The organism is Escherichia sp. GZ89, from assembly GCF_019366485.1.
In the GTDB taxonomy this organism is placed as follows: Bacteria; Pseudomonadota; Gammaproteobacteria; order Enterobacterales; family Enterobacteriaceae; genus Escherichia; species Escherichia fergusonii.
The window spans coordinates 1-23,327 of record NZ_JAEOHX010000018.1; the positions used below are offsets into that span (position 1 = coordinate 1).

Consider the following 23,327-nt stretch of genomic DNA (forward strand, 5'->3'; position numbering starts at 1 on the left):
CCAAGACGTTTCCCCATGCCGTAGCGCGGGTGGGTCAGCATATCCCACAGACACCAGGCCATGTTGTTGCTGTATGCTGGCTTAAACGTTCCGTCCCAGATACCGCTGTATTGCCGCGTCTGCGGGTTATAGTTCGACGGCACCTGCAGAATACGCCCGCGCAGATGATAATTACGGCTCACCTGCTGGCTGCCGAACTGCTCCGAATCCACCTGCACGCCGACCAGTGCCGTGTTCGGGTAGCACTGTTTCACATCGATGATTTCGGTGTATGACGACCAGAGCGTTTTGTTCTGCAGCTGGTCTGTGGTGCTGTCCGGCGTCATCCTGCGCATCCGGATATTAAACGGGCGCGGCGGCAGGTTATCCACCACCACCGAGGCCAGATACTGCGAGGTGGTTTTGCCCTTAATGGTGATGTCTTTTTCCGTCACCCAGCCACCGTTACGCTGTATCTGAACCAGCAGGCGGACTTCCGATGGATTCCTGTCCCCCTTTGAGGTGGTTTCCACCAGTGCCTGCACACCGAAGGTAAAGCGCAGACGGTCGATGTTTGCCGACGTGATGGTGCGGGTGATCGGCGTGTCATATTTCACTTCTGTACCCAGCACCGTCTCGGAGCCGGAGGATTCAAATCCCTCCGGCGGTGTCTGCTCCTGCTCACCGGCCCTGAACACCACCGTGACGCCGGATATATTGGTATTCCCCTCGCTGTCCAGCACCAGCGTACTGTTCAGCAGCACGCTTTTTAATCCATCCACCGGACCTTCAACCGGACCTTCGCTGATGGCATCAATCACACTCAGCAACTGCGTGGACTTCAGGTTGTCCTTCGCTTCGCGCGGGGTATGCCCCTTACTGCTGCCTTTACCCATTCCTCACGCTCCATAAACGACAAAACCGCCCGGAGGCGGTTTCACATAAAACATTTTTCATCAGCGACCAATCACCACAACCTGACCACCATCACCTTCATCTGCCGTGCTGATCTCCTGAGATACCACCCGCGACCCCACACGCATTTCACCGTACAGAACGGGCAGAACATTGCCCTGGGCAACCATGTTATCCAGTGACGAGAAATACGTGTTCTGTTTGCCGTTATCTGTACTGGCTGCCGTGGGCGTCCTGGCTTTCGGTGCCAGCATCTGCGCCACACCACCCAGGATCATACTGGCCCCTGCTGCATACATACCCGATACAGCCGCGGCCCCCAGCCAGCCCACAGGGTTCCACCATGCCACCGCAATCAGCGCCGCACCCAGCACCGCCTGAAACACACCGCCACTTTTGGCCCCCTCCAGACGCGGAACGATGTGGATCACGGCACCATTTGCCAGCGGCTCATTAAGACGGGCAGACAATTCGGTTTCACCTGCATCACGCCCGGCAATCCGTACCTGATACCAGCCGTCACTCAGTTTCTGACGAAACGCCGGGATCTGCATGGCCAGCGCCCGGATGGCTTCGGCCCCCGTTTTCACACGAAGGTCGATGCGGCGGCCAAATCGTTGTAAATTCCCGTAAAGGCAGATGCGTGCCATGCCCGGTGACGCCAGAGGGAGTGTGTGCGTCGCTGCCATTTGTCGGTATACCTCTCTCGTTTGCTCAGTTGTTCAGAAATATGGTGCAGCAGCTCGCCGTCGCCGCAGTAAATGGCGGCATGATTCGGCACCGATGAACCAAAACAGCACAGCAGCACATCGCCCGGCTGCGCCTCTGTCAGTGCGACACGGTAAAAACCAGTCGCCTCCATATTGTCAAGATAGAGATTCTGGCCGTTACGCCACCAGTCATCCCCGCGATAAAAATCCGGCATCTCAATTTCCGCCAGATGGTATGCATCCCGGAACAGCGTGTAACAGTCCGTCACCCCGTGCTCAAAGCGCCGCCCGGTAAGATGTGGCACACAGCGGAACTTGTGAATCGCCCCCCGGCAGACCAGCCACCACGGCAAATCACTCTGCACCTGCAGCCGCCGGTCGGCCTCACTCAGCCAGGGCAGACCACCGGGGTGGCTGTGGACCAGTGCCACAACCTCCCCCTGCATTTGTGCACGCAGCCAGTCCTCCGGCGACATCCGGAAATACGCCTCCGGCTCACCGGAGATATTCACGCAGGGAAAATATCTGTCCCCCTCCGGCGTTCTCACCACGAAGCCGCACGACTCCGCTGGCGCACATCGCCGGGCGTGCGCCAGAATCGCTGATTCTGTCTCTGTCATGGGTTTACTGCGAAAGTTTGTTAATGGAAAGGTAGCCGCCAAAATTGCCGACGTTATTGCGGAACTTGCAACCGCTCAGGCATTTGCTGCATTTATCCTTCGTGATATCGGACGTTGGCTGGTCATATTCATCCGCGACCGCCGGGCCATCATAACCGCACTCATCGCCGCGGTAGATCCAGGTGCAGGTGTTGGCCAGCATGATGCGCCCCGGAAAAACAGCACCATCCGTTTCCGTCGGTGTGGACAGCACAAAAGAGGCACTGACCGCGCTCAGTTCGCTGCACTGTTCGATGCGCCAGCGGCTGATCACCTCCTGCTCCGGATCGGCGTCACTGTTTCCGTTGACGAAGTTCACCGCATCCAGAAAACGGGCGTAAACCTTACGCCGGACCACCGTTCCGCCGACCAGACTCTGCAGATCTTCCGCCATCCCGGTGACCATGCCGTACAGATTAGAGACTTTAAGCGTTGGCCTTGCACTGGCTCCTTTGCCGTTCATCTCAAATCCGCTTCCCTGAATGGGATAAGCCTGATACTGCCGCCCCTGCCAGGTGACTGGTTCACCTTTTTCGTTCTGCTCATTACAGAAGAAATAACGATCTCCGCCGACCTCTGTCAGATCAATTTCCCAGAGCACGACCAGCGCGGATTGCTCCGTTTTAGTGCACTCATTGAGTGTTTCCTGCTGTATATCCTGCATCAGTGAGTGACCTCTTCAAAGGTACAGTTAAAATCGGTATACATGGTATTATCCGAAATGCTCCACTCCCTGCAGACAACCCGGACAGTCCTGTTGTGTTTTGGCGGACGCCACAAAAAAGCACGAATCCCGGCATGACGGGATAAAAAACTGTCCAGCGCGGCACGGGAATATTCATCTGTGACACGAAATACCGGTTTAAACGTTTTCAGATCCGCATTCAGACCACCAGCCCGTCGCTGTTCATATCCGTCACCAAACTTTACCGTAATAACTGATGGCTTTCGTGTCGTCTCCATCCCCTCACGGGGGATCCAGTTAAAAACTTCAGGCTCAGGCACTGTACAATCCTCCATCCCGACGCGATGACTGCATAATTGACACAACCCTGCTGTCGATCAGATCCACCAGTCCCCTGGCTGAGCGCGCATCTATCTCGCCATTGCTCCCTTGATTCTGAATGCTGATGTGATACACGGGAGAATAAACAAATCCACCGCCACCATTCACATTTCCAATGGCCCTGACCCCAAGAGAGCCGTCCGCTGCCCGTGTCAGTGGCATGATTGCTTCAGGCCCGGCCTCGCCCATCAACCCGGCACCTTTCGCAAAAGCAAAATACGTCGGTGTATCCACAATAGTGTTACTGTAAGCACTCAGATTTGCCGATGTATAAACACCACCTTTTGCGTTTGCCACTGCACCGGACAGCCAGTCGCCGACTGTACCAAGCCATCCTCCGGCACCGGACATGCTTTTGGAAAGTGACTTCAGCCCGTTAACGATGGCAGCGTTCATCAGAATTTTTGAAACTTCCTGGAGAATTGAACTCCCCCAGTTTCTCCAGTCCACAACATTTCCGGCCAGTGCATCGGAAATATTTGATACCAGCCCGTCCATAGTGGAAACGACAGCATCTGCCGCCTGCGAAGCATAATCAGTGGCACTGTCTGCCCAGTTCGTCAGCCCCTCCTGGAGTCCGGCATTCCAGTTACTGCGTAAAGCATCAGCCTTTGCATAATAATCCTGCTGATCGCTGAGACGCTCTTCCAGATATTTTTTATTCAGTTCTTTCTCCTGTTTCCACAGGGCTTCTTCAATTTCTCCGGCCTGATACTGTCTCAGCAGCTCGTTATTTTTCTGCTCAAACGCCTGCCGGATACTCCACATTTCCTGGAGTCGTTCACGCATCCGTGAGCCTTCACCATATCCCAGCAACTGCGCGTCGTCAGATGCCCGGGCGCTGGCATTACTGTCCGCCAGACTGCTTTCATACGCGGCAAGCTGCTCACGAATCTTTTTCTGGTCGATGAGTGCCGCATTCTGTAAAAGCGTTTTTTTCTGCGCTTCTGACAGGGTTGATAATTCGCCCTGACTGACCTGATATTTCATCTTAGCCAGTTCAGTATTCTGACCTGCCAGTGCTATTTGTTCTTTTTGCTGTTTAATCAGCCGTTTATAAATATCTTCTGTTTTTTCCGCTTCGGTCTTTTTATGCGCTTTGGGTTTATTTGCCTGGTTATTTCGCCAGGCATCCAGTGAGTTATTGATATAATTCTGTCTGGCTGTCTGATACGCCTCTCCCACAAAGCCGAGATCATCCGCAGCATAACCCAGGCGGGCACGCTCACGGGCTTCCCCCTTCAGGCGGGACAGAGCCAGTTCGCGCTCACTGTTATTCAGTGCGGTCTGCTGTTTATCATCCAAGGTTGCCTGTGGTAGCCGTAACGGTACATTCACCAGCCCCTGTCGCTGCTGAAGTAATTCATTACCGAGCCCGAGAAGGCGATTAAACTCGGTATGCTGCCCATTCATGATCAACAGGGACTGATACGCTTTGTTTTGTTCCGCGGCCTGTTGACGGATCAACGCCACCCGTCGCTCCTCCAGCCCGGCAAGCACATCCTGAATGGATTGCGCTTTGCCCTGCATTTGTGTGAGACGGGACTGTTCAACTGCCAGTTGATTTGTTGCTTCTGCAAGCCCTTCTGTGACAGTTTTTACCGACGTCATGTGGTTAATCATAAAACCGTTATCGGTTGTCCAGCCCGGGTTTGCCAGCACATACTGATAGCCAGCAATTTTTTCCTGTAAGGATTTAATCTTACTTTTCTGCTCGTCAATTAACCTATTTTGCTCATCAAGTGCCTGCCGCGTCTTTTCCTCATTATCTGACGCTTCAGGAAGCGACATTGCCGACGTTTTCTGGCGAATTTCGTCGATTGTTGCGGCATACTGGCGTGCAGATTCTCTGGCCTGCTCCTGATTCTGATACATCGTGTACCAGGCCGTCGCCCCCAGCATGACGAGTCCCGGCACACCACCAACCAACCCCAGCGCACCACTTAACAGACGACTCCCCACTGACGTGACAGTATTCAGCGTTGTCTGTGCCGCTGTTCTGGCCGCAATATTACGGGTAAGTGACGCCTGGGCAGCTGTCAGCTTCGCTTCTGCTGCGGCCTGCCTTTCGGTACCGCGAGCAGCAACAACCGCCTGTTGCGCACGATAAACCGCCGCACGCGCCCTGGCGGTTGCTATCTGTGTCCCCCGAAGTTGCGCTTCAGCAAGAGCCACTTCGTTTCTGGCTGCAGTAATTAATCCGGCAGTTGCAGATCCAGCAGACGACGCCATATTGCCAAAATATCGGGCTACCCCGACGGCAACCAGTGCGCCAGCTGCAGCAGCCACGGTATCCATATTGTCTGCAACACCATTCAACACCCCGGTGAGTGTCTTTGTCACTCCGCTTGCCTCGTTCGCACCACCAACCCAGGCCATAAAGGCGTTTTCAACTTTGGTTGCAGAGGATGAAACAGTATCAGGCATTGCTGCATATTCATCACGCAACGCCCCAAGCTGACTAATCAGTGCAGGAACAACCTTATCGGCGGTCAGTTTTCCGTTATCCGCCATGGCCTTCAGATCCTTACGGGCAACACCCATTCCCGCAGCCAGCGCACGAATAACACGATCGCCGTTCTCATTCACAGAGTTAAATTCTTCACCGCGCAGCACTCCCTGCGCCAGTGCCTGACTGAACTGCGTGATCACCGAACTGGCTTCTGCTGTACTGGCACCGGATAATTTCAGGCCCGTGGAGATCGCCTCGGTGACTTTCAGTACCTCCTCAGAACTGTAGCCATACTCCCGCATGGAAGCTGCAGAGCGGGCAAAAAGGCTGGCGTTATCAGAAAACGCCGTTCCCGTTCTCTGGCTGATTGCCATTAATTCACGTTGTGATACCTGAAAATCATCACTGGACTGTGAAGCCTGCTTCAGACGGGCATTTACTGAATTCCACTCATCGGCGAGAGAAATAAGATGACCGGTAGCAAAAGCTCCGACAAATGCCCCCGCCATATTCAGTGCCGAAGATTTAGCTGTATTTATCTGATCCGTCACTTCTGCCAGTGCACGCCGCATTTCACGGGATGCAGCAGCGGACTGCCGGCCTCCGTTCTGCATGGTACGGTAGTAATCCTGCCCCATACGCGAAGCCCGGGAGATCTCTGACTGGAATGACCGGGAATTTGCCGAGATTTTAATAATCAGTTCACGTAATGTCGCCACACTCATTCTCCGGACGAAAAAAACCGCCGAAGCGGTTATGTTGACTCACTGAGACACTATTAAAAGCGCGTTTTCCAGTCCGGCAAATGGATCTGAGACGCCTTCTGTCTGCTCTTGTTCCCACTGAAGAAGCGCATCATTCAGTGGGACTTTGACACCCTGCGCACCGTAAACCGCAGAAACTATCTGGGCAGCCCGGATATCAGCCCGCTCGTCACCCAGCGGGCTGAACCTGTCAAATTCTGCCCACATCATGATTTCTGATGCGGACATTTCCCGGCGTAACTCTGACAATGTGCGCCCCATCCTGAGCGCCAGCATCATCAGAAAACGCATCCCCGGAAGCGCTACTTTTTTTTAACCTCGCCGGCATCACTGATCAGTTCCAGAGACTGCCGAAGAAGCCGCGCATGCACCGGGCCATACACGGCAATCACCTGTTCACGATCATCCTCTGAAAATACAGGTTGCAGTCCGGTATCACACAGAACATCAATGAACAGTTCAACATCTGCCTCCAGATTTCGGCGGGCGCGCTCCGCAACGGATAACGGTGTCTCATCATCTTTTGCTTTAACGATCTCCTGCCAGCGCAACCAGGCTTCTGCAGAAGGTTCCCGTAATACAACCGTTGCCCCTTCCCATTCAGGCACATCAACAGTTTTATGGCGAAACCCCGACATCGTTGCCAGTGCCAGATTGCGGATATTTTTAGTCATCACATCTATCCTCATTAACTGACGGTAACAGTGCAGGAAGTGGAGGTCACCTTGTTAACAGGGCTTGCTGAATCAGAAATCTCGCAGGTATACGCACCGGCATCACCTGATGCTGCTGATGCCTTACTGAATGTTGCCGCCGTCTGTCCGGAAACAGGAGAACTACCTTTCTTCCAGACATAAGAATAAGGCGGCACACCACCGGCAGCCTCAACCACCATTTCGAGTTTCGCTCCGGCAGAAACCTGCAGCGTGCTGTTTAAATCGACCTTCACTTTCAGCGGCTCTGTCGTCAGCACAGGTTTACCTTTCAGGCGCAGGGAAAACGTTGCAGCCACAACACCATTAGTTCCTGCAGACCAGGTATGCTGACGCACCTCTGCCATAAAGGTAAATCCGTTGCCTGACGGAAAAATAACTTTAAAGCCATACGTGGTGTCATTGTCATAGGCACTGCGCAACGCGTTCTGGGCAGCATTGAGGTAAAAGTTGCCTGACATGGAAATCTCTGACGCGGCACCAAGGCCGTTAATATTTTCCTGCTCAACAGAACACAGCGTGGTGACATCAATATCCTGCTTTTGTCCTGCGGTAAACTGCACCTCTTTGATTGTACAGCTCAGGCCAAGATAGCTGGCAGAATCCAGGGTTTCTGCTGTTACCGGTGCAGACGAAATCATAATTTTCGTCAGTTGCGAACGCTCAAAATTAGAGGACATACTCGTCTCCTGAAAATAAAAAACCCGCCAGCGGCGGGTGGGTAAAATCATTAACGACCTCAGGCTATTACCTGAAATTCAAGCGTGGCTCTGCTCAGACGGGAATCAGGATCATAACCCTGAGTTTTAGAAATAACGGAGGGTGCAAGTTGCCTTACCGCATCAAGCGCCTGCTCACGGATATCATCTGCGTCATCAGGTACTGTTGCCCAGACATCGATCTGCACGGTAATTCTGGATTCAGCCTGACCATCAAGCACATCAGACGCAGTGTCAGACACCACAGAAAATACCAGCCATGGCGGAGATACCGCAGGCTTTCCCTCCGTCAGCGGGACCACATAAGGATAAACCTGTCCTCCGGCCAGTTGAGACAGCAGGGAATACAGTGTGGTCTCTCTCATTTACTTAAGACCTCATCAATAGCCTGATTCATTCGCTGTATGGCAATCTGTGCTGCCAGTTCCTCTGTCGTATCGAAAGCCGGGCGAATGAACGGATGCGCGGGCATGTTTATCGTTCCCAGCTCCACAAAGCGCCAGTAAAACGCATTTCGGGGATCACTGGCTTTCATGCTGTTATCACTGTTTCCGGTTCGCAGGTTCCGTCCACGAATGTGGACACCCGAGATAATTTCCCCCCGACGCTTTGAACGCTGAGTGAGAACAACCACATTTTTCTTCAGTTTCCCGGTTCGCTCCGGCGCACGTTCAACAACTGCATCCCGCATAACTTCAGCACCGGCACGGGTGGCATCGCGCAGTACCTTATTGTTTTCTGCCCTGCTGAGCGTCTCCAGATCCCGTGCAATATCCGCCAGACCTGAAAAATCAAGACTGAAATCCATCACACATTCCCCTTCTGAGAACAGAGTATCTCAAGCCGTGTGGCACGAGCATCCGGTATCGGCGGACCGTCTATACTCAGAATCGCGCCTTTGAATGCACCAGTCAGCACTTTCAGACATGAAGTTGCTGTTACATCTCGCCGGAATCTCATCCAGACCCTCACTGTAGCCTGAGCAGTTTCTGCGCCTCCGGATATTCTCTCCCTGCCACTGATCCCCTTAACTTCTGCCCATATGGTTGCCCCCTCCGTCATTGTTTCCACAGGGTGCCCTGACGGAGACCGAACGGTGGTGGCATTCAGAATAACCACACGATCACGTAATCTTCCTGCCTGCATGAATCCTCCTATGTTCCGGGATGAAATCGATACATCCGCAGTCCGGTATAGAAAAAATCAGGCACTGCATCCTGCATTTCCCTGTTCTCGTACCAGTAGCCAACCAGTTGCATAAGACGCAGTTTTATCAGAGGTGTTATTACAAGCCCGGTCGTATCCTGCTCAGAAACAGTTTCATCGTAAAGCGTCCGGTTTAAAAACTTTTCAGCCTCTTCCCTGGCAGCAGCCAGATACATCATAAGAAGAGAATTCTCCTGTTCATTGTCATCATCAATCCGGCACTGAACACGAAGCTCTTCCAGAGTGGGCATCATTTGGGCAACCTCTATGAATGCTGTTTTTTAGACTTATCAGCCCCCCGCGCAACAGGTGTTCTCTTATCAGAGACAATCCCAGCTGCAGTGGCAATTTCGCGTACCCGTTCGGGTAATTCTTTATCTTCATACTCACCGGCCCGAATAATCTCAACACGCATACCGTCCGGTGACCATTTCAGATCTTGTTTCAGGATCATGATTCTTTCACCTGTCAGAACAGGGGGCGCACTTCTGCGCCCCCTGAATGATTACGCCGCTGCAATCTTCAGCAGTTTGATGGCCTGCGAATCGACCAGCATGCCGCCGGTGCGCTTGGTGGTATAAAAACCGACAAACGGTTTATTGGTGTACGGGTCACGCAGAATGCGGGTACCGATACGGTCAACGATGGTGTAACCCCGTTTGAAGTTACCAAATGCAATGGCTTTCGCATCAGCGGCAATATCCGGCATCTGTTCGTTTTCAGCGATAGCGTAACCCGCCAGAGAGGACGGCTGCCCCAGCTCCAGCCCCGGACGCCACAGATAGTTACCCTCACTGTCTTTCAGCAGACGGATGGCAAACAGACTGTTGTTGTTCATCATGAACTTCGCGCCAGTGCGGTGTGCCTTACGCAGCGTGTAAATCAGTTTGATAATGGCATCTGCGGTCACCGCCGTCGCTTCGCCGGATACAATATGCTGAAGTTTGCCGAACGCCCGGACCTTGTCTGTTTCATCCGTGGACTCATACGCCAGGAACCCTTTCGGCTTCTTGGTACCATCGCCGGTGGTAAAGGCAATTTCTTCCTGTTCGGCAAATTCGGTTGCCAGCTCGCTGTTGATCCATGCTTCCACGTTGAAAAAGGCATCATCCAGCATTTTCTGGGTGGCCTGCGGGTTACCGTAGATTTCCCCCATGAAAGGTTCAATCAGGCCCAGTTTTGAGGTGGCAGTCTGGGAGCGCGCGTCAGTCTCGCCAACCCATCCGGAAGCCGTGCCGCCCAGATTCACCAGTTTTTTGTAGTCGGAACCACCAACGCTGATCACCGTGGCTTCCTGGCGCATCACCACTTCATCTTTCAGCAGGGTGAGAATGTTGCGATCCAGTGCTTCCGGCACGGCATAGCCGCCGTCTTCATCGGTGCCCACCTGTAATGCCTTGCGCTCCAGATCGCGCAGACCATCTTCACGGCCTTTACGCAGGAAGCCCACAAACGCTTCTTTATGCTCGGTGGCCAGTTTATTTTGCGCACCACCTGCCGGACGTTTCAGCTCAAGCAGCTCTTTTTCAAGATCGCTTTTGAGGTTTTCCAGCTCGCTGAGTTTCCCGTTCAGGGTTTCCACCTGCCCGGCAAGTTTGCCTTTTTCCTGCTCAATCGCATCCACGCGCTTGTCGTTCTTTGCTTTGAAGTCGTCAAACTTCTGCTGCAGCTCCTGCGCGACCTGTTCGACATCTTTAATATCAACCGCCATCGTATTTCTCCTGATTAGAAGTTTAGATTTTTCAGTGCATTCAGTGCAGAGCCCACATCCTCAGCGTCGCGCAGGGACAGTGCGCCATAGCCCCCGGCCATGAATGCTTTGGCCTGGGTACGGGAGAGTCCGACATCACGCAGGACTCTTTCGATTTTTTTCTGTTCGGGGATTTCCCCGCGGGCCAGTGCGTTCTTGACGTCGCTGATCCGCGCCTCGTCGTTAGACGGGAACGTCACCAGGCTGACTTCCCAGAGGTCGATTTCTTTCAGCAGAAAGGCTTCTTTGCTCCGGTCGTATTCCCAGTCTTTCAGGACGTACCCAATAGAAAGGCCGGTTAACGAACCGGCCTTCATGTGTGCATGTGCGCGTTTTGCGAGGGGATCATCATCAATAAGCAACCGTCCCCTGACGTAAAGCCCGACATCGTCTTCCTTCATTTCGGTGTAAACACCGATGGGTTCATCCATGCGGTGCTGCCAGAGCAGCGCAGGTAACGCTTTTCTGTCACTCCACGCCCGCAGGGAAGCAGCAAATGCCCCGGACATCACCACATCATCGTGGCTGTCCTTTACACCAAAGACGGAGCCATACCCTTCAAACTCACCGGAGTCACTGACAGATTTCAGACTCAGCGGTACATCAAGACGTTGTTTCGTCTGCATTGGCGTTATCCTTCTGCTTACCGGCTTTACTGCCATCGGAGGGTTTCGTGGTCATGTTCATCGGTGTGAGATAGACATCACCACCGGGACGCGGATTCATATCTTCCAGGTCGCGGCAGTCATTGGGAGAGTAAATTCCCCAGTTGATCCCGGTGGCGTAGGCTTCAAAACGGGACTTCATATCCCCGCGCAGTAACGCCCCGGCGTTAAATTTGGCGTAATAAACGCCCTGCTTACTTTTTCGTACCAGTCCGGTGTTGATCCGCTGTTCGATGCGGGTCAGATACGGCACCAGTGAATAGTTGATAAATCCCAGCCCCAGCTCTTCGATATTGTTGAAGGTGGCGCGATCGGTGTTCTGCACCATGTGCAACGGCACCCGGAACAGACGACAGATTTCTTCAAGCTGAAACTTGCGGGTTTCCAGGAACTGGCTGTCCTCGGCGTTCAGCGCCATCGACTTCCAGTCCAGCCCCATCTCAAGGATCATCGGGCGGTGAGCATTGCCAAGCCCGGTGTGACGCTCCTCAAAATCTTTCTTCAGGCGCTCATAAGCCTGATCCGACAGCGTCTGTTCTGTACGCAACACACCGGACGTCACCGCACCATTGCTGAACAGTCTGGCCCCGTGCTCTTCGGTCGCTGCTGCCAGCGATATTGCCTCGCGGGCATAGGCGATGGGATTCAGTCCCACCAGACCGTCCAGCGTCAGCGTGCGCACATGCCAGATATCCTCCTGGCTCAGTACATCCGTGGAACCGTCCGGGAATGTGACCTGATAGACCGGCTCCCAGCGACTGTTAAGCTTCGGTACCACACAGCCGGGATCGACGGGCAGCAGTTCAGCCACTTCGCCAAATGCTTTCACTTTGTAGGCGTAAAAGTTTCCCCTCAGGCACAGACAGGTGACCACCAGCTCCCAGAACTCCTGCGGCGTCATATAGCCATTGGGATGCGTGGAGATCAGCTTATGCAGACGTTCGCCGGTGGCTCTCTGTTTCAGGCTGCCGTTCAGGTGATACAGATTGCAGGGCAACATCCCGACCGACTCTGCCAGCACTCTGACGCAGGAAAAAACCGCCGTCAGTCGCATGGCCCGCTGACTGCTGATCTGCTTTCCGGTATAGGTGTCGTAAGACAACCCGATGGCATCCGCCAGCTCTGCTGGCGTGGTCACCGGCGCGTCACTTTTTCGTTGAAATAATCCCGAAAAGAACACTATTTACCTCCGCCGACAGACGGCTGTGTTCGGTCGAGATATCGCGCCACCAGCCACGACCAGAACAGGCACAGCACCCCGGCAACAACAAAACCCGCCGGGGGATAAATCAGCCAGGCACCATACGCCAGCAAAAGCGCACCCAGCACGCCCACCAGTGGCGCGAGAATTATCAGAAACATAATGACCTCGGTTAAAGCGAACGGATGCCCACGCTGACCAGATGTTCAGACAGATCCAGCTCCGGTTCACCACCATTGACCAGCATCCGGCTCATTGCTGTAAACATCGCAACAGGGCCGTCGATTTTGGCTTCCAGCGTGGATTTATTCGGGAAGATATTGTCGTTTTTGTCCGGTTTTACCGTAACGTTAGACATCATCCAGTTCATGACCGGATGATTGCTGTGATGGAAACGCCCGGCATAGACCAGTGATTCCGTTTCCTTCATGGCCTCTGACAGATTACGAACCGTCTGCGGAACCTCCACCAGCGGTATCCCTTCTTCAGCCAGTGCCAGGCTGAACTGCATCGCGCTCCACGGGTCAAATCCCAGTTCCCTGAGGTTTTCACCACCAATCCATTCCAGTAAGTCACTTTTTATCTGAGCATGATCGATAACATCACCATCCGTCAGAATCAGCTTATCCATCTCCGCCCACTTCCGGTAAAGTTCTGCCTGCTGCCGCGAGCATCGTTCCAGCCGTCCTTCCGGAAGCCAGAATTTAAAATCGGCATGAACATGCCCGTTATCCGTTCGCCAGAGTTTTGCCGCCGCACAGATATCAATCTTATGAGCAAGGTCAACGCCGACCCACATGGGATACGTTTTCAGCTCATGTCGTGGGGCAATGTATTCGCACTTCTCCCACTTAATCATGTCCATCCAGGCAGACTCTGCTGTTACCCACACATTCATGTGTTTGGTAAAAAAATTCACCCGCGCAGAGACCTGTTCTTTCGCTTTTTTCGCCAGGCGACGCAGATCATCCCAGCGTTTACAGATGCCCAGGCCGGGATTCGCTTTCTGCCAGACCGTTTCATCAAACGGATCATCTCCCTCATCGAGGGTGTAAATAATCGCAAAGTAGGAGTCGTCTTTTACAGCGCCCTCCACATCGCTGTTATAGCCACGCAATACCTTGATGGCGTAATCACGCTGCTCGTAACAAATCCCTTCCTTGTTAAACCCTGCCGTGGTGATACCAAATAACAGGGACTGCAGGCGAGCACCGGTTGCCGTTTCCAGAACGTCCCACACGTCGCGGGTTTTATGTGCATGCAGCTCATCAATAATGGCGCAGTGGATGTTCAGACCATCCAGGTTGTTTGCATCCGAGGAAAGCGGTTCAAATTTTGATGCGCTCTGCTCCTGGTAAATCGCCAGCTTGTTGAAATCAAACAACCGCCCGAGTGTCGACCGGGCTTTTCTGACCATATTTTTGGCGTCTTCAAACACAATTCTGGCCTGGTCACGCGTGGTGGCGGCTGAATACACCTCAGCACCGCCTTCACCATCTGCCCCCGTCATATACAGGCCGATACCCGATGACAGAGTTGATTTTGCGTTTTTACGGGCGACTTCGTTGTACGCCGTCCGGAACCGGCGCACCATCACCGGACGTCCGCTGCCATCGCTGCGCATGACAACTTCCCCGGTCTCTTCATTCACCAGCGGAATGACAAAACCAAAAATATTAATGAGGATAAATACATGCCAGTCCATCAGTTCAATGGGCTGGCCTGCCAGCGCCCCTTTTACATGAGGCACAAATTTGTAGAAATTCAGGATGTGCTGCGCACGGGGTTCACTGAAATAAATCCCCCGCTCTTCGCCGTACTTCAGATCATCAAGAAAACGCTGGCAGGCCAGGCGGACAAATTCGCCAGCAACAATTTCTCCTGCAACAACACGTTCGGCGTAGCGGATCCCGTCAGCCACTTTTGCCATCAGTCTCTCGCTTTTAAAAGCTCCGCCAGCGGATCAACATCATCCGGTCCGGCGATATTTACTTTAGCCCGGCTTGCCGGTGACATACCAAACTCTGCAAGCATTGCCCGGATCCGCTTCCAGGCATCCGCTTTCATTGCCGCCGCGGGGTGCGCCTTAATCAGTACATCACCGCTCTGCGTTTCCGTGCGGTAGGTATACCCCTCAACATCGAGTGTTTCGCAGTGATGCCGATATTCGGTGTAGGCTTCCACCAGCAACTCGAGCGCACGCGCATCAAGCTGAGAAATGATCCCTTCCGCATTCAGCTCTTCCGCCATTCGCCTGAACCAGTACTTCCCCTGAGCCCCTAAATGCTGCGGAATTTTAGGAAGACCTTTTTCATCCTTTTTAGCGGTTTTTTTGTGGTCTTTAACGGGGCGCTTTGAGGGGTTGCCTCGAATCAAATGCAGGCGTGGCGGGGTTTTCGGAGGTCCTGACATAATCGGTCTTACCTATCAATCGTTTGTTCACATTTCCAAAAAAAAGTTTTCGAACCTGCGGCGATGTGAGGAAGGGTCAGGCGGCGGTACTGAGCAGCCAGGGCTGCAGAGATTTGACCCTCCCCTCCCCTGCAGATGGGAACTGTTATCAGTTGATACGTTCGCGCGCAGTTTTTGCTTTATGGCAGGGCCAGCACAGACTCTGCAGATTACTGTCTGCATCCGTGCCACCATGAGCTTTCGGAATAATGTGGTCCACAGTTCTGGCTTCAACGGCTCTCCCGTTGCGCAGGCAGTTCTGACACAGATGATTATCACGCTTCAGTATGCGCGCACGTATGGCATCCCATTTCGAGCCATAGCCACGCTGGTGGCGACTTAATCCGCGTTGATGCTGTGCCCATCCTTCGCCACGATGTTTATCGCAGTAACCAGAACTGTCTGTGGTTGTACCTGCACATCCACGTTTACGGCAGGCGCGTGGGATTAGTGCTGGCATGTTTCGCCCTTATATAAATCAAAAGTGACCTGCATTGAGTATCTCCATGAAATGGATTTGCAGCTGATATGAGCCAGATCAATAGACTTCATGAGCTAACGGGTGTAGATATTACTTTTTACTTCAGAGGGTTAACTCATGGATATTAAGGATAAAATCAATACCATTTTGTTATGTGACATTGCCATCCACCTAGGTATCGAAACTGATATTGATCCACAGCTTGTAAAATATGCTGTGTCATCTGGTAATGATTGGGTTATGAAGGCCGAATATTCACATTTGGATGTTGATGAACCAAGTAAAGAAGATCGTGATTTTGTTACTGCTGTATTGAATATGTACCGCGGACTTTCCAATGCTTTCAGGAAACTTAGTGATGACGAGCAAAAAGAATTAGTCCGTGACCATCATCTAAAAATACATGATGGGGAAATTCAGCTCCCAGGTTTCGACGGTAATAATGAATGCGATTACTTCAGTATCATTGAGGCGTATCAGAAAATTGATCGCTTCCCCGAACAGAAACAGCCCATTGCCAATACTCATTCACGTACAGAACATCTCTATAACGCAATGCTTGATGAGTTTAAGAAAATTGACGCTGTAAATCGAAGCTGGGATTTATCAAAGGAAGAACTGGCATCCATTCTTTCCACAGCTCCACGCAGTTTCTAAGTGCTTTAGGCGGGTTTCCAACCCGCTTTATTATGCTCGTATAAAAAAGGAATCTCCCAAATTAACCAGCACGGATTTCTTTTCCTCAATGTGGCGGTCAAGTTCAGCAACTGCATGTGGGCGTATAGCCTCAATAAAGGCATTATCTTAATAGGCAGACTGGATTGTCACACCAAGCCCAGCGCCACTTTCTAGTATACCTTTCTGTCGCTGTAGCTCTTTCATCTCGTTATAGATGTAATGCGCGTTACTTAAGTTCTCTGCGTTCATGCCCCGCTTTCTTCCTGCAGTTAGCCTGCACTGATTTGTTATGCGCCAATATGTCCCGCTTCGTCTGTTTATCCAGCACGGTAATATCGTGCTCTGTTAGGTAGATGATGTTCACCCAGTCACAGGTCGTGTCCGTTACTTCAGGCTTTGCGGGTATAGCTTTCGCGCAACTCGTGGTCAACATCGTCATCAGAAAGATGGTTAACAGTCTGCTGTACATCCCTAGCCCCTTTTATTGTCTCTACCCTGCGTTTGGCGACCGCTTCAATAGCCGCTGCACGTTCTTCCGTACGTTGCTGGTCTGCTTTTGTTTCAGCGATTCTGGTACCGCGTGATTTGCCCAGACCAAAAGCACCAGCAATTGCTGCCAGTGCAGCAAGAACTAAGCCAATAATCATTTCAAGTCCCATAGTGACCTCACACCAGTGCGGCTTTAGCTTTGGCGTAACGTTCACGACGGTCTTTAATGCCGTTCTGCCCGCCATTAATAATCTGCGTGACGCGCTCCAGCTCTCCCGAGTAAAGGAGACAACCACGTAACGTGAAAAACCAAGCAGCAGAACGGGCAGCATGCTTCTCCTGCGTCAGCAACTCTGGTGTACCGATTAGATCAAGCTTCAGCGCCGTACCGCATTTGGCGTAGTTCTCCCGGCCGGTGATTTGAAGCAGGCCACGACCACGATATTTCCAGCCATCCCCTTGGCAGTTATTCCCCAAGCGGTTACCGTAAACCAAATTGGCTATTTGCTGCTGGTGCGCTATCTGCCTACCATCGATACGTCCCAACATTTCACACTGATACGGAGTCAGGCGTTTACCAAAGGTTTTCTTCAGCCCCTCTACCGAATAGTTAAAGCTCTCCACCAGCGAGGTAAAACCGGCCGATTCGTGCCCAACTTGTGCAATGAACATGGCCTGATCGTTAACTGCTGTGATTCCAAACTCTTTCAATGCCGCATCAATGTGCGGAAACCAGCGCGCAGAAAGCCCGGCGCTGATACCAGCCGCCTGCTGAAATTGTGATTGGTTCATTAGCGCCTCAGATGATCAACCAGACGTGCCACGTTGCCTCTGACGGCTACCAGCACAGAGAGGAAAATAATGTTGGCCCCGATAGTGCCCCATGATGAGTACGGGTAAATACCGCACAGATACGCCAGCGGAATGGCACTGTACATGACCGTAAGCAGCCACGCTAAACGAGATATCCACGGCCGATGTCGCGAGTCGCCGCGACGGTAAAACATCAGGGTTAACACTACCCCAGCACAAAGCAATGCATTAAAAGTTGCCGACAGGTCATTTTGTACCACCTGAACCTCCCCGGCGCGTTATGAGCGCCACCAGCGAACCGATATCCTGGTTATTCAGAAACGTCAGGATTTTAACGGCTAAAGCAGAGACGATTACGGCACCAATAGCATCCAGAGGTTTATCACTGTATCCGGTCAAATTCGCCAGTTTGGAACCAACTAACCCAGAACACAAAACCCCAGCGATATATGACACTATGAAATATGCCAGTCGGCGCGTTGCCGTCAGCTCTGCAGTTGTCGCTATGTAGAAAACAGCTCCTGCAAATGCGCCAAATACAACACCATAATCCGTACCTGTAAACAGGCCATAAATACTGACTCCCGTTAGAACTCCTCCGGCTAACCCAGTACCGGAAATAGGATCGGACATTAAGCCACCTCTTATGACTGCGGGTTCTCTGAGAAAAAAATGTAAGGAGAGGAATGGAGCTCAGACTCACCCCCTTATACCAAAGGGGAAGTGAAAGTGATTCCCAGCTCCTGAAATGCAAAAGCCCCCATTGGGAGCCTTCGAAGTGGAGAAACTCTAGCTAATTTTATTTTGTTGGTTTAGGGCCCAATGTAAATTTTGATTTAGTTCCTTTTCTTAACCGTTTAACATCAGGGAAAATATCCACCAACCGTTCAGTACACTTAATCAAAGATTCAGTACATAGCAACATACCCATTATTATATATCCAAAATCGAACTTGTTAAAACAACCAGTCCCTCTCCCATTCGGTTCCATTTTGTAATATGACATAGGGAGTATGTGTGTGTAATGCGATAGAAAATCAAACATCACTTTAAACGATTTTGGGTCTTTCCCTAGTTTAATCAATAAATCGTCTCTATTAGGAATTGTTAAAGCCTTGCCTGACAAGCAACGTTTCCTAGTACCACTATCAAGTGATAAAAAAGCAGGGTTTTTATTGAGTCTTTCCGCAATTATACTCTGTTGCTCATTATAAAACTCTAATGCTTCTGTATTATCACTTTGCGTGAATAATTCTATCCTTTTTACACAATCATTCATGTGCATAACATTTAGCTTTGCTGACCAAGCCTCTTCTGAATCTGGTGCTTCAGACAAATACATAAACAGAAGTTCAGCTTCAAGGATCGCCCTGACATGAGATGCTATAGAAGCAAAATCCCAGAAATCGTAATCTCGCTTAGCCCATCTGGACTTAGGAACATTAGAAATCATAATCGAAGCATGAATGCAAATTCGTGCAAATATATATGTTGACCAACCTTGATAAGCCTCAGCCATTCGCACACCTACTCCCTGACTTACCGCATTGGCTTCACAAACAGCTTTATCAAACTCCCTAAGAACATGGTGGAAGTCATCAATTGTAAAATCATTACGTTCGAGTGGATTCTCTAAGTTTTCTGCCTTATCTGATTTCATGTTGCAATGGTCCAAAAAGTAATTAAACGCATGCATTGTAATACAAAAAAACCCGCTTATCGGCGGGTTTTGCTTACTTTGTCATCGCATACAAAATCGGCAAAATATCAGATTTACACAAAATGTACGCGATTTAATTGACTTTTGCAATATCTCGTCGTGAAAAGATCGCTTTTTGTTGCGATCTCTTTTTCACGGTGGAAATCAAGGATTCTGTATCGAGATTCTTAAAAATGTCGCACATCTCACGCCAGTAGTTCGCATAATTATGGCTCCAGTTGTCTGGCTTAACTCCACACAGTCTGGCAAGCTCCTGCCGCTGATAGACCTCACTCCCGGTAACCCATCCTCTGACATCCTGTGCCGCCAGCCATATCAACTTCTTCACACGCTCCAGCGTTTTTCCTGCAATTTTTCTGGTACCAGACTGGGTTTTAAATTCATTCCACACCCACTGCGTTATCGCGATCTGATGCTCCCAGCAAATGTTTCCGCCGTAACACCACAACAACCAGGCTTTATGATGCTCTTCAAGAGACAGAACAGCCCGCCGCCACGATGATGTCGAAAACTCAACCGGACTGACCAGAGGAATTGACGTCCCCTTCGCCAGCGATTGCTTTCCCGGGATTGGTGGATTATCCCGCGTTATCATTTTTCCAGTCACTTCATCGCGGTACCGGATTTTTTTTCGCCTGTAACGCCCTGTATCGAACATGGCATTCTCCTGCCAGGCTTCAAGCTGACCTTTTGTTGCCCCACTCAAATCAGCGGTGGCGATAATGAGCTGCTCACGCACAAACTGTAAATACTGGTTATTCATGCGCACTCCAGTTCTGTGATTTTTATCCCCAGCCGACCACCAGGAACAGGCAGTCCGCGCACAATATTGATTTCATCAAACTGCTCGTCGTCTATGAGAAGTCCGGCATGCGTCAGCGCATCCAGTGGTGCCTTCAGGATATTGTCCAGGTCGCGGCGGCGCTTATCCGGTGGCTCTGCAATAATTTTTATTGCCAGCCTTCCGGACAGGTTTAATTTCAACCGCTGCTGGCGAACAATTAGTGCCACATCACGGCGATAACGCTCACCGACTTTTGATACAAAATATGTGTTGCCACGACGTCGCCAGTAAGTATTCACCGTCGGCGGATAAGGCAAAACAAACTCTATACGCATCAGTAACCTCTTTTACCCGAGCACGCCGGTTGCAAAGGCGTGATCAAGAAAACGAAAAATTAAATCAACCTGGGAACCATGCTTTTCTTCGAACGCCAGCGGATCCGCATGAAGTTCGTTGTGATGTTCCCGGCACAACGGTAGCGTGAAAATATCGTGGGCCTTTGTTCCCATCCCTCCCTGACCGTGACCAATCAGGTGATGGGGATCGTCGGCTGGCTGACCACAACACGCACACGGCTGTGTCTTCACCCAGCGCGTATATTTCTCATTTACCCAACGGCGACGTTTAGGTCGCCTCATGAAAGATTCCGGAGACTCCGGATCAACAGCAATGCTGACCACCGTCTTTTCCTGTGGCGGGTTTTGCTGGTGGGCGTGAGGCAGCGGCGCAAGATTTTTTGTGCGCTGCTTCAGTATGCTGGTGGCGGTCTGCTCTCCCGGTACGATGTCGCTTTCACGGTACATTGAACGGATTTTTTCCGCACGCAACCCCAGCGAACGACGTAATACCGCTTCCGGTAGCGCGTCCGCCACCTGATTGCGGACCGCCCACCAGGATAATTCAGCCAGAGATAATTCACGCTCCTGCGTACCGCTTATTGCGTGACCGATGACGTCAATCATCCATGCTGACAGGTTTTGATGAGCAAGTTGCCCGAGTGATTCGGATGTCTGGTCACGCAGCTGGTTGTCGCAGTGCCAGCACAACACCATTGCGCCGGTACCATAACGGTGAATGACGGTTTCGCTGTGATGATAATCGCCGTGTGGCCACTGGCAGGATTTAATATGGCGCAACAGCCAGTCAGACAATGCACCAGCACCACCAGCAGCACGAATCACCCGCTCATCGCTGAAAAATGGCAGTAATGATTTATCCTCCGCCAGCGGCTGGCGAACGGCAGGGACGACTCCGGACGGCAGACCGCGCATGCTTTTCGGTTCAGGCTCCACCAGCACTCGAGGGTTATGAAATACTTGCATGGATTCACGGCCCGGCCTAAGGACCACCAGCCCAAGTTCCGGTACCAGAACAGGTCGAAGTAATATCCGCACGTTACCTCCAGATCCGTTGCTGGTATGTGCGGGATGGGCGCGGTGGGCGTTCGGAATAAGGGAGCCTGACATAGATTATCCAGTGACGATAATCGAGGCTGAGGGCTTTCTTAACCTCGTATCCGCGCCTGCGGTAACACTGAATTATCCATTCCGCCTGCTCTTCAGTGCATGGAGGATGCTGGAACCAGTCTGATTTGAATACGTGAAAACGCCGTCCGCGCCTGCTGGCAAAGACGGCAGAATCATTAGAATTGTGTAATTTGGTATCGTGCGCCATCGGTTGTCTCTGCTGGCGCAGCAGGTGCCAGTTGTTCAGGCTGGCGTGCGTATTGTAAACCAGAATGCCAGAAAAAAACAAAACCCGCCGAAGCAGGTATGCTAAAACAAACTGAAGGTAATATGCCGGACTTGTAAAGGAACGATAGAATAATTATCGGATTAAATCCTGACTCAATCCATAGGGTTTACAGCGTTTTCACTAATAATTTACCGTCCCGCTATACATTACTGCCCAGTTTTAACGAAGTTTTTAAAGGAAACAACTGCCTGATAGGGGTTTGGTTGACAGCCAAACATATTATCGCAAAAAGGCTTGATGAAAATTCTTGAGGATCCATCTTCATTTGGCATTTTACTCACTTGATAAGCGAGGAATGGACTATTTGGAGAGGGATTATAAGTGGAAATTAGCGTGTCTGTCGCCGTTTGAATTTTCCATGAGGAATTATTAGCCAACCAGAATTGCGCTCGTTTCCAATAAAAGTCACATTGCTTTTCATCATTACATGTTAGTGGCTTCATTGCTTCTGCTTTCAACGCTGGATCGACCTTTGCTGCACACCCTCCCAACATTACTGTTGCAATCATTACACCTGCGACTAAAACAAGTTTCTTCATCTCCCTGCCCCATCAATAAAAGTTCGGTTCTCTAATAACTAGAGTTAATCAACGGAAAAAACGCCGAAGCGGGTTAAGTGCGGGTGCGTTGAGGATGCCTGACACATCAGAGGTGGCGAGGGATTTCTCCCCCGCCTGGTCTCTTACTCCTCAGGTTCGTAAGCTGTGAAGACAGCGACCTCCGTCTGGCCGGTTCGGATTCGTACCTCGTAGAGGTCTTTCCTCGTTACCAGTGCCGTCACTATGACGGTTAAACAGATGACGATCAGGGCGATTAACATCGCCTTTTGCTGCTTCATAGCCTGCTTCTCCTTGCCTTTCGGCACGTAAGAGGCTAACCTAGATTTGCCGTTCATAGATTGAGCCTCAGATTAATGTTAAGCGTCTTGCAGGACGCGTAATGTTAACTGGGGCTTTTCTCTATCTGCCTTTGGTGTTCATGCCTGAGACAGATAGCCTCAAGCACCCGCAGCAATTCTACTTAACTCACGTCACCTCGCCAATATAAAATCAATCAGAAAGGCGATCCATAAGAACAACAGCAAGGCAATAAATTGCCATTACAGCAGCAATAGCCAGCGCACATTTGAGAACCAGCACCACAACCTCCTGTATTGGACGTACACCAGTCCTGATAAATATGAGGCTGTCTCGTCAGTGATTCAATACAACTATTGGGTATAGTTTCTGTGATTTTGTTCTGTAGAAATGGAACACAACAACCAGTCACCACCAGCACTTCTTTAAATACGCCAAGTCCGACGCAAGCTAACTTTCTAGTCCGCTTTGAGCGAAAAGCAGACTGTCACGCGTTGAAG

The 23,327-nt window shown here is 51.3% G+C and carries 33 protein-coding genes and 2 pseudogenes; 1 reads left to right on the plus strand and 34 read right to left on the minus strand.

What is annotated here, in order from left to right; genetic code table 11:
- From K0335_RS20170 to K0335_RS20270, 21 genes and pseudogenes are all read right to left on the minus strand, one after another.
- Positions 1-875, minus strand: a pseudogene (locus K0335_RS20170) (host specificity protein J); the annotation flags it as partial.
- Between the two features lie 60 nt (positions 876-935).
- Complete coding sequence (locus K0335_RS20175; RefSeq protein ID WP_012311734.1) at positions 936-1,583, minus strand: tail assembly protein; 648 nt, start codon at positions 1,581-1,583, stop codon at positions 936-938.
- Positions 1,481-2,224 (minus strand): C40 family peptidase, encoded by a 744-nt coding sequence (locus K0335_RS20180; protein ID WP_219394062.1) that lies wholly within the window; start codon positions 2,222-2,224, stop codon positions 1,481-1,483. Before K0335_RS20180 ends, K0335_RS20175 begins: the two co-directional genes overlap by 103 nt.
- 4 nt (positions 2,225-2,228) lie before the next feature.
- Positions 2,229-2,927: a phage minor tail protein L gene (locus K0335_RS20185; RefSeq protein WP_001152456.1), complete on the minus strand. Its 699-nt coding sequence runs from the start codon at positions 2,925-2,927 to the stop codon at positions 2,229-2,231.
- Complete coding sequence (locus tag K0335_RS20190) at positions 2,927-3,283, minus strand: phage tail protein (protein WP_040079256.1); 357 nt, start codon at positions 3,281-3,283, stop codon at positions 2,927-2,929. The genes K0335_RS20185 and K0335_RS20190 overlap by 1 nt, the downstream gene beginning before the upstream one ends.
- Positions 3,261-6,500, minus strand: a complete 3,240-nt coding sequence (locus K0335_RS20195; RefSeq protein WP_219394064.1) for a phage tail tape measure protein — start codon at positions 6,498-6,500, stop codon at positions 3,261-3,263. Before K0335_RS20195 ends, K0335_RS20190 begins: the two co-directional genes overlap by 23 nt.
- Before the next feature lie 45 nt (positions 6,501-6,545).
- The gene (locus K0335_RS20200) at positions 6,546-6,836 is read right to left on the minus strand and encodes a DUF4035 domain-containing protein (RefSeq protein ID WP_001211641.1); all 291 of its coding nucleotides are present in this window, start codon (positions 6,834-6,836) and stop codon (positions 6,546-6,548) included.
- Positions 6,837-6,847: 11 nt separating this feature from the next.
- Positions 6,848-7,219 carry a phage tail assembly chaperone gene (locus K0335_RS20205; RefSeq protein ID WP_000164661.1) on the minus strand — a complete coding sequence of 124 codons (372 nt, stop codon included), beginning with the start codon at positions 7,217-7,219 and terminating at the stop codon, positions 6,848-6,850.
- 14 nt (positions 7,220-7,233) lie between these two features.
- Complete coding sequence (locus K0335_RS20210) at positions 7,234-7,938, minus strand: hypothetical protein (protein ID WP_000097533.1); 705 nt, start codon at positions 7,936-7,938, stop codon at positions 7,234-7,236.
- Positions 7,939-7,997: 59 nt separating this feature from the next.
- Complete coding sequence (locus K0335_RS20215) at positions 7,998-8,342, minus strand: DUF3168 domain-containing protein (RefSeq protein WP_001209399.1); 345 nt, start codon at positions 8,340-8,342, stop codon at positions 7,998-8,000.
- Complete coding sequence (locus tag K0335_RS20220; RefSeq protein WP_000347790.1) at positions 8,339-8,785, minus strand: HK97-gp10 family putative phage morphogenesis protein; 447 nt, start codon at positions 8,783-8,785, stop codon at positions 8,339-8,341. Before K0335_RS20220 ends, K0335_RS20215 begins: the two co-directional genes overlap by 4 nt.
- Entirely contained in the window at positions 8,785-9,123 is a 339-nt protein-coding gene (locus K0335_RS20225) for a phage head closure protein (protein WP_001147820.1), read from the minus strand. Before K0335_RS20225 ends, K0335_RS20220 begins: the two co-directional genes overlap by 1 nt.
- An 8-nt stretch (positions 9,124-9,131) precedes the next feature.
- The gene (locus K0335_RS20230; protein ID WP_000983037.1) at positions 9,132-9,437 is read right to left on the minus strand and encodes a head-tail connector protein; all 306 of its coding nucleotides are present in this window, start codon (positions 9,435-9,437) and stop codon (positions 9,132-9,134) included.
- 11 nt (positions 9,438-9,448) lie between these two features.
- Complete coding sequence (locus K0335_RS20235) at positions 9,449-9,637, minus strand: hypothetical protein (RefSeq protein WP_000601355.1); 189 nt, start codon at positions 9,635-9,637, stop codon at positions 9,449-9,451.
- A 51-nt stretch (positions 9,638-9,688) separates the two neighbouring features.
- Positions 9,689-10,894: a phage major capsid protein gene (locus K0335_RS20240; RefSeq protein WP_000257489.1), complete on the minus strand. Its 1,206-nt coding sequence runs from the start codon at positions 10,892-10,894 to the stop codon at positions 9,689-9,691.
- Positions 10,895-10,908: 14 nt separating this feature from the next.
- A complete protein-coding gene (locus K0335_RS20245) occupies positions 10,909-11,559 on the minus strand; it encodes an HK97 family phage prohead protease (RefSeq protein ID WP_001193631.1) in 651 nt (216 codons plus the stop codon).
- Positions 11,537-12,778: a phage portal protein gene (locus K0335_RS20250; protein WP_000466247.1), complete on the minus strand. Its 1,242-nt coding sequence runs from the start codon at positions 12,776-12,778 to the stop codon at positions 11,537-11,539. The genes K0335_RS20245 and K0335_RS20250 overlap by 23 nt, the downstream gene beginning before the upstream one ends.
- Entirely contained in the window at positions 12,778-12,960 is a 183-nt protein-coding gene (locus K0335_RS20255) for a hypothetical protein (protein WP_000478567.1), read from the minus strand. Before K0335_RS20255 ends, K0335_RS20250 begins: the two co-directional genes overlap by 1 nt.
- An 11-nt stretch (positions 12,961-12,971) precedes the next feature.
- Positions 12,972-14,729: a terminase large subunit gene (locus tag K0335_RS20260; protein WP_001140902.1), complete on the minus strand. Its 1,758-nt coding sequence runs from the start codon at positions 14,727-14,729 to the stop codon at positions 12,972-12,974.
- Positions 14,729-15,211 (minus strand): phage terminase small subunit P27 family, encoded by a 483-nt coding sequence (locus K0335_RS20265; RefSeq protein ID WP_001317918.1) that lies wholly within the window; start codon positions 15,209-15,211, stop codon positions 14,729-14,731. Before K0335_RS20265 ends, K0335_RS20260 begins: the two co-directional genes overlap by 1 nt.
- Before the next feature lie 148 nt (positions 15,212-15,359).
- Positions 15,360-15,710: an HNH endonuclease gene (locus K0335_RS20270; RefSeq protein ID WP_023155124.1), complete on the minus strand. Its 351-nt coding sequence runs from the start codon at positions 15,708-15,710 to the stop codon at positions 15,360-15,362.
- Between the two features lie 138 nt (positions 15,711-15,848).
- On the opposite strand from K0335_RS20270, the gene K0335_RS20275 reads away from it, so the two are divergent.
- Positions 15,849-16,388, plus strand: a complete 540-nt coding sequence (locus K0335_RS20275) for a YfbU family protein (RefSeq protein WP_023155123.1) — start codon at positions 15,849-15,851, stop codon at positions 16,386-16,388.
- Positions 16,389-16,418: 30 nt separating this feature from the next.
- Here the strand turns inward: K0335_RS20275 and K0335_RS22540 are convergent.
- From K0335_RS22540 to hokD, 13 genes and pseudogenes are all read right to left on the minus strand, one after another.
- A pseudogene (locus tag K0335_RS22540) lies at positions 16,419-16,658 on the minus strand (hypothetical protein).
- The gene (locus K0335_RS22545) at positions 16,636-16,842 is read right to left on the minus strand and encodes a hypothetical protein (RefSeq protein ID WP_024257904.1); all 207 of its coding nucleotides are present in this window, start codon (positions 16,840-16,842) and stop codon (positions 16,636-16,638) included. The pseudogene K0335_RS22540 and the gene K0335_RS22545 overlap by 23 nt, the downstream one beginning before the upstream one ends.
- The gene (locus K0335_RS20280; RefSeq protein WP_023155120.1) at positions 16,799-17,068 is read right to left on the minus strand and encodes a hypothetical protein; all 270 of its coding nucleotides are present in this window, start codon (positions 17,066-17,068) and stop codon (positions 16,799-16,801) included. The genes K0335_RS22545 and K0335_RS20280 overlap by 44 nt, the downstream gene beginning before the upstream one ends.
- Positions 17,069-17,075: 7 nt before the next feature.
- Positions 17,076-17,690: a glycoside hydrolase family 19 protein gene (locus K0335_RS20285; RefSeq protein WP_023155119.1), complete on the minus strand. Its 615-nt coding sequence runs from the start codon at positions 17,688-17,690 to the stop codon at positions 17,076-17,078.
- A complete protein-coding gene (locus K0335_RS20290) occupies positions 17,690-17,971 on the minus strand; it encodes a phage holin family protein (RefSeq protein ID WP_023155118.1) in 282 nt (93 codons plus the stop codon). Before K0335_RS20290 ends, K0335_RS20285 begins: the two co-directional genes overlap by 1 nt.
- Positions 17,958-18,344, minus strand: a complete 387-nt coding sequence (locus tag K0335_RS20295; RefSeq protein WP_219394065.1) for a phage holin family protein — start codon at positions 18,342-18,344, stop codon at positions 17,958-17,960. The genes K0335_RS20290 and K0335_RS20295 overlap by 14 nt, the downstream gene beginning before the upstream one ends.
- A gap of 166 nt (positions 18,345-18,510) precedes the next feature.
- Complete coding sequence (locus K0335_RS20300; RefSeq protein ID WP_048949149.1) at positions 18,511-19,371, minus strand: DUF5677 domain-containing protein; 861 nt, start codon at positions 19,369-19,371, stop codon at positions 18,511-18,513.
- Positions 19,372-19,504: 133 nt separating this feature from the next.
- Complete coding sequence (locus K0335_RS20305; RefSeq protein ID WP_023155058.1) at positions 19,505-20,194, minus strand: bacteriophage antitermination protein Q; 690 nt, start codon at positions 20,192-20,194, stop codon at positions 19,505-19,507.
- Positions 20,191-20,550: a RusA family crossover junction endodeoxyribonuclease gene (locus K0335_RS20310; protein WP_001217424.1), complete on the minus strand. Its 360-nt coding sequence runs from the start codon at positions 20,548-20,550 to the stop codon at positions 20,191-20,193. Before K0335_RS20310 ends, K0335_RS20305 begins: the two co-directional genes overlap by 4 nt.
- 12 nt (positions 20,551-20,562) lie before the next feature.
- Entirely contained in the window at positions 20,563-21,609 is a 1,047-nt protein-coding gene (locus K0335_RS20315) for a DUF968 domain-containing protein (protein ID WP_029488704.1), read from the minus strand.
- Position 21,610: 1 nt separating this feature from the next.
- Positions 21,611-21,889: a hypothetical protein gene (locus tag K0335_RS20320; protein WP_024168546.1), complete on the minus strand. Its 279-nt coding sequence runs from the start codon at positions 21,887-21,889 to the stop codon at positions 21,611-21,613.
- 227 nt (positions 21,890-22,116) lie between these two features.
- The gene (locus K0335_RS20325; protein ID WP_000737636.1) at positions 22,117-22,509 is read right to left on the minus strand and encodes a hypothetical protein; all 393 of its coding nucleotides are present in this window, start codon (positions 22,507-22,509) and stop codon (positions 22,117-22,119) included.
- Positions 22,510-22,652: 143 nt separating this feature from the next.
- Positions 22,653-22,808, minus strand: coding sequence for a type I toxin-antitoxin system toxin HokD (gene hokD, locus K0335_RS20330; RefSeq protein ID WP_032201164.1), 156 nt, complete (start codon positions 22,806-22,808; stop codon positions 22,653-22,655).
- Positions 22,809-23,327 lie beyond the last annotated feature (519 nt).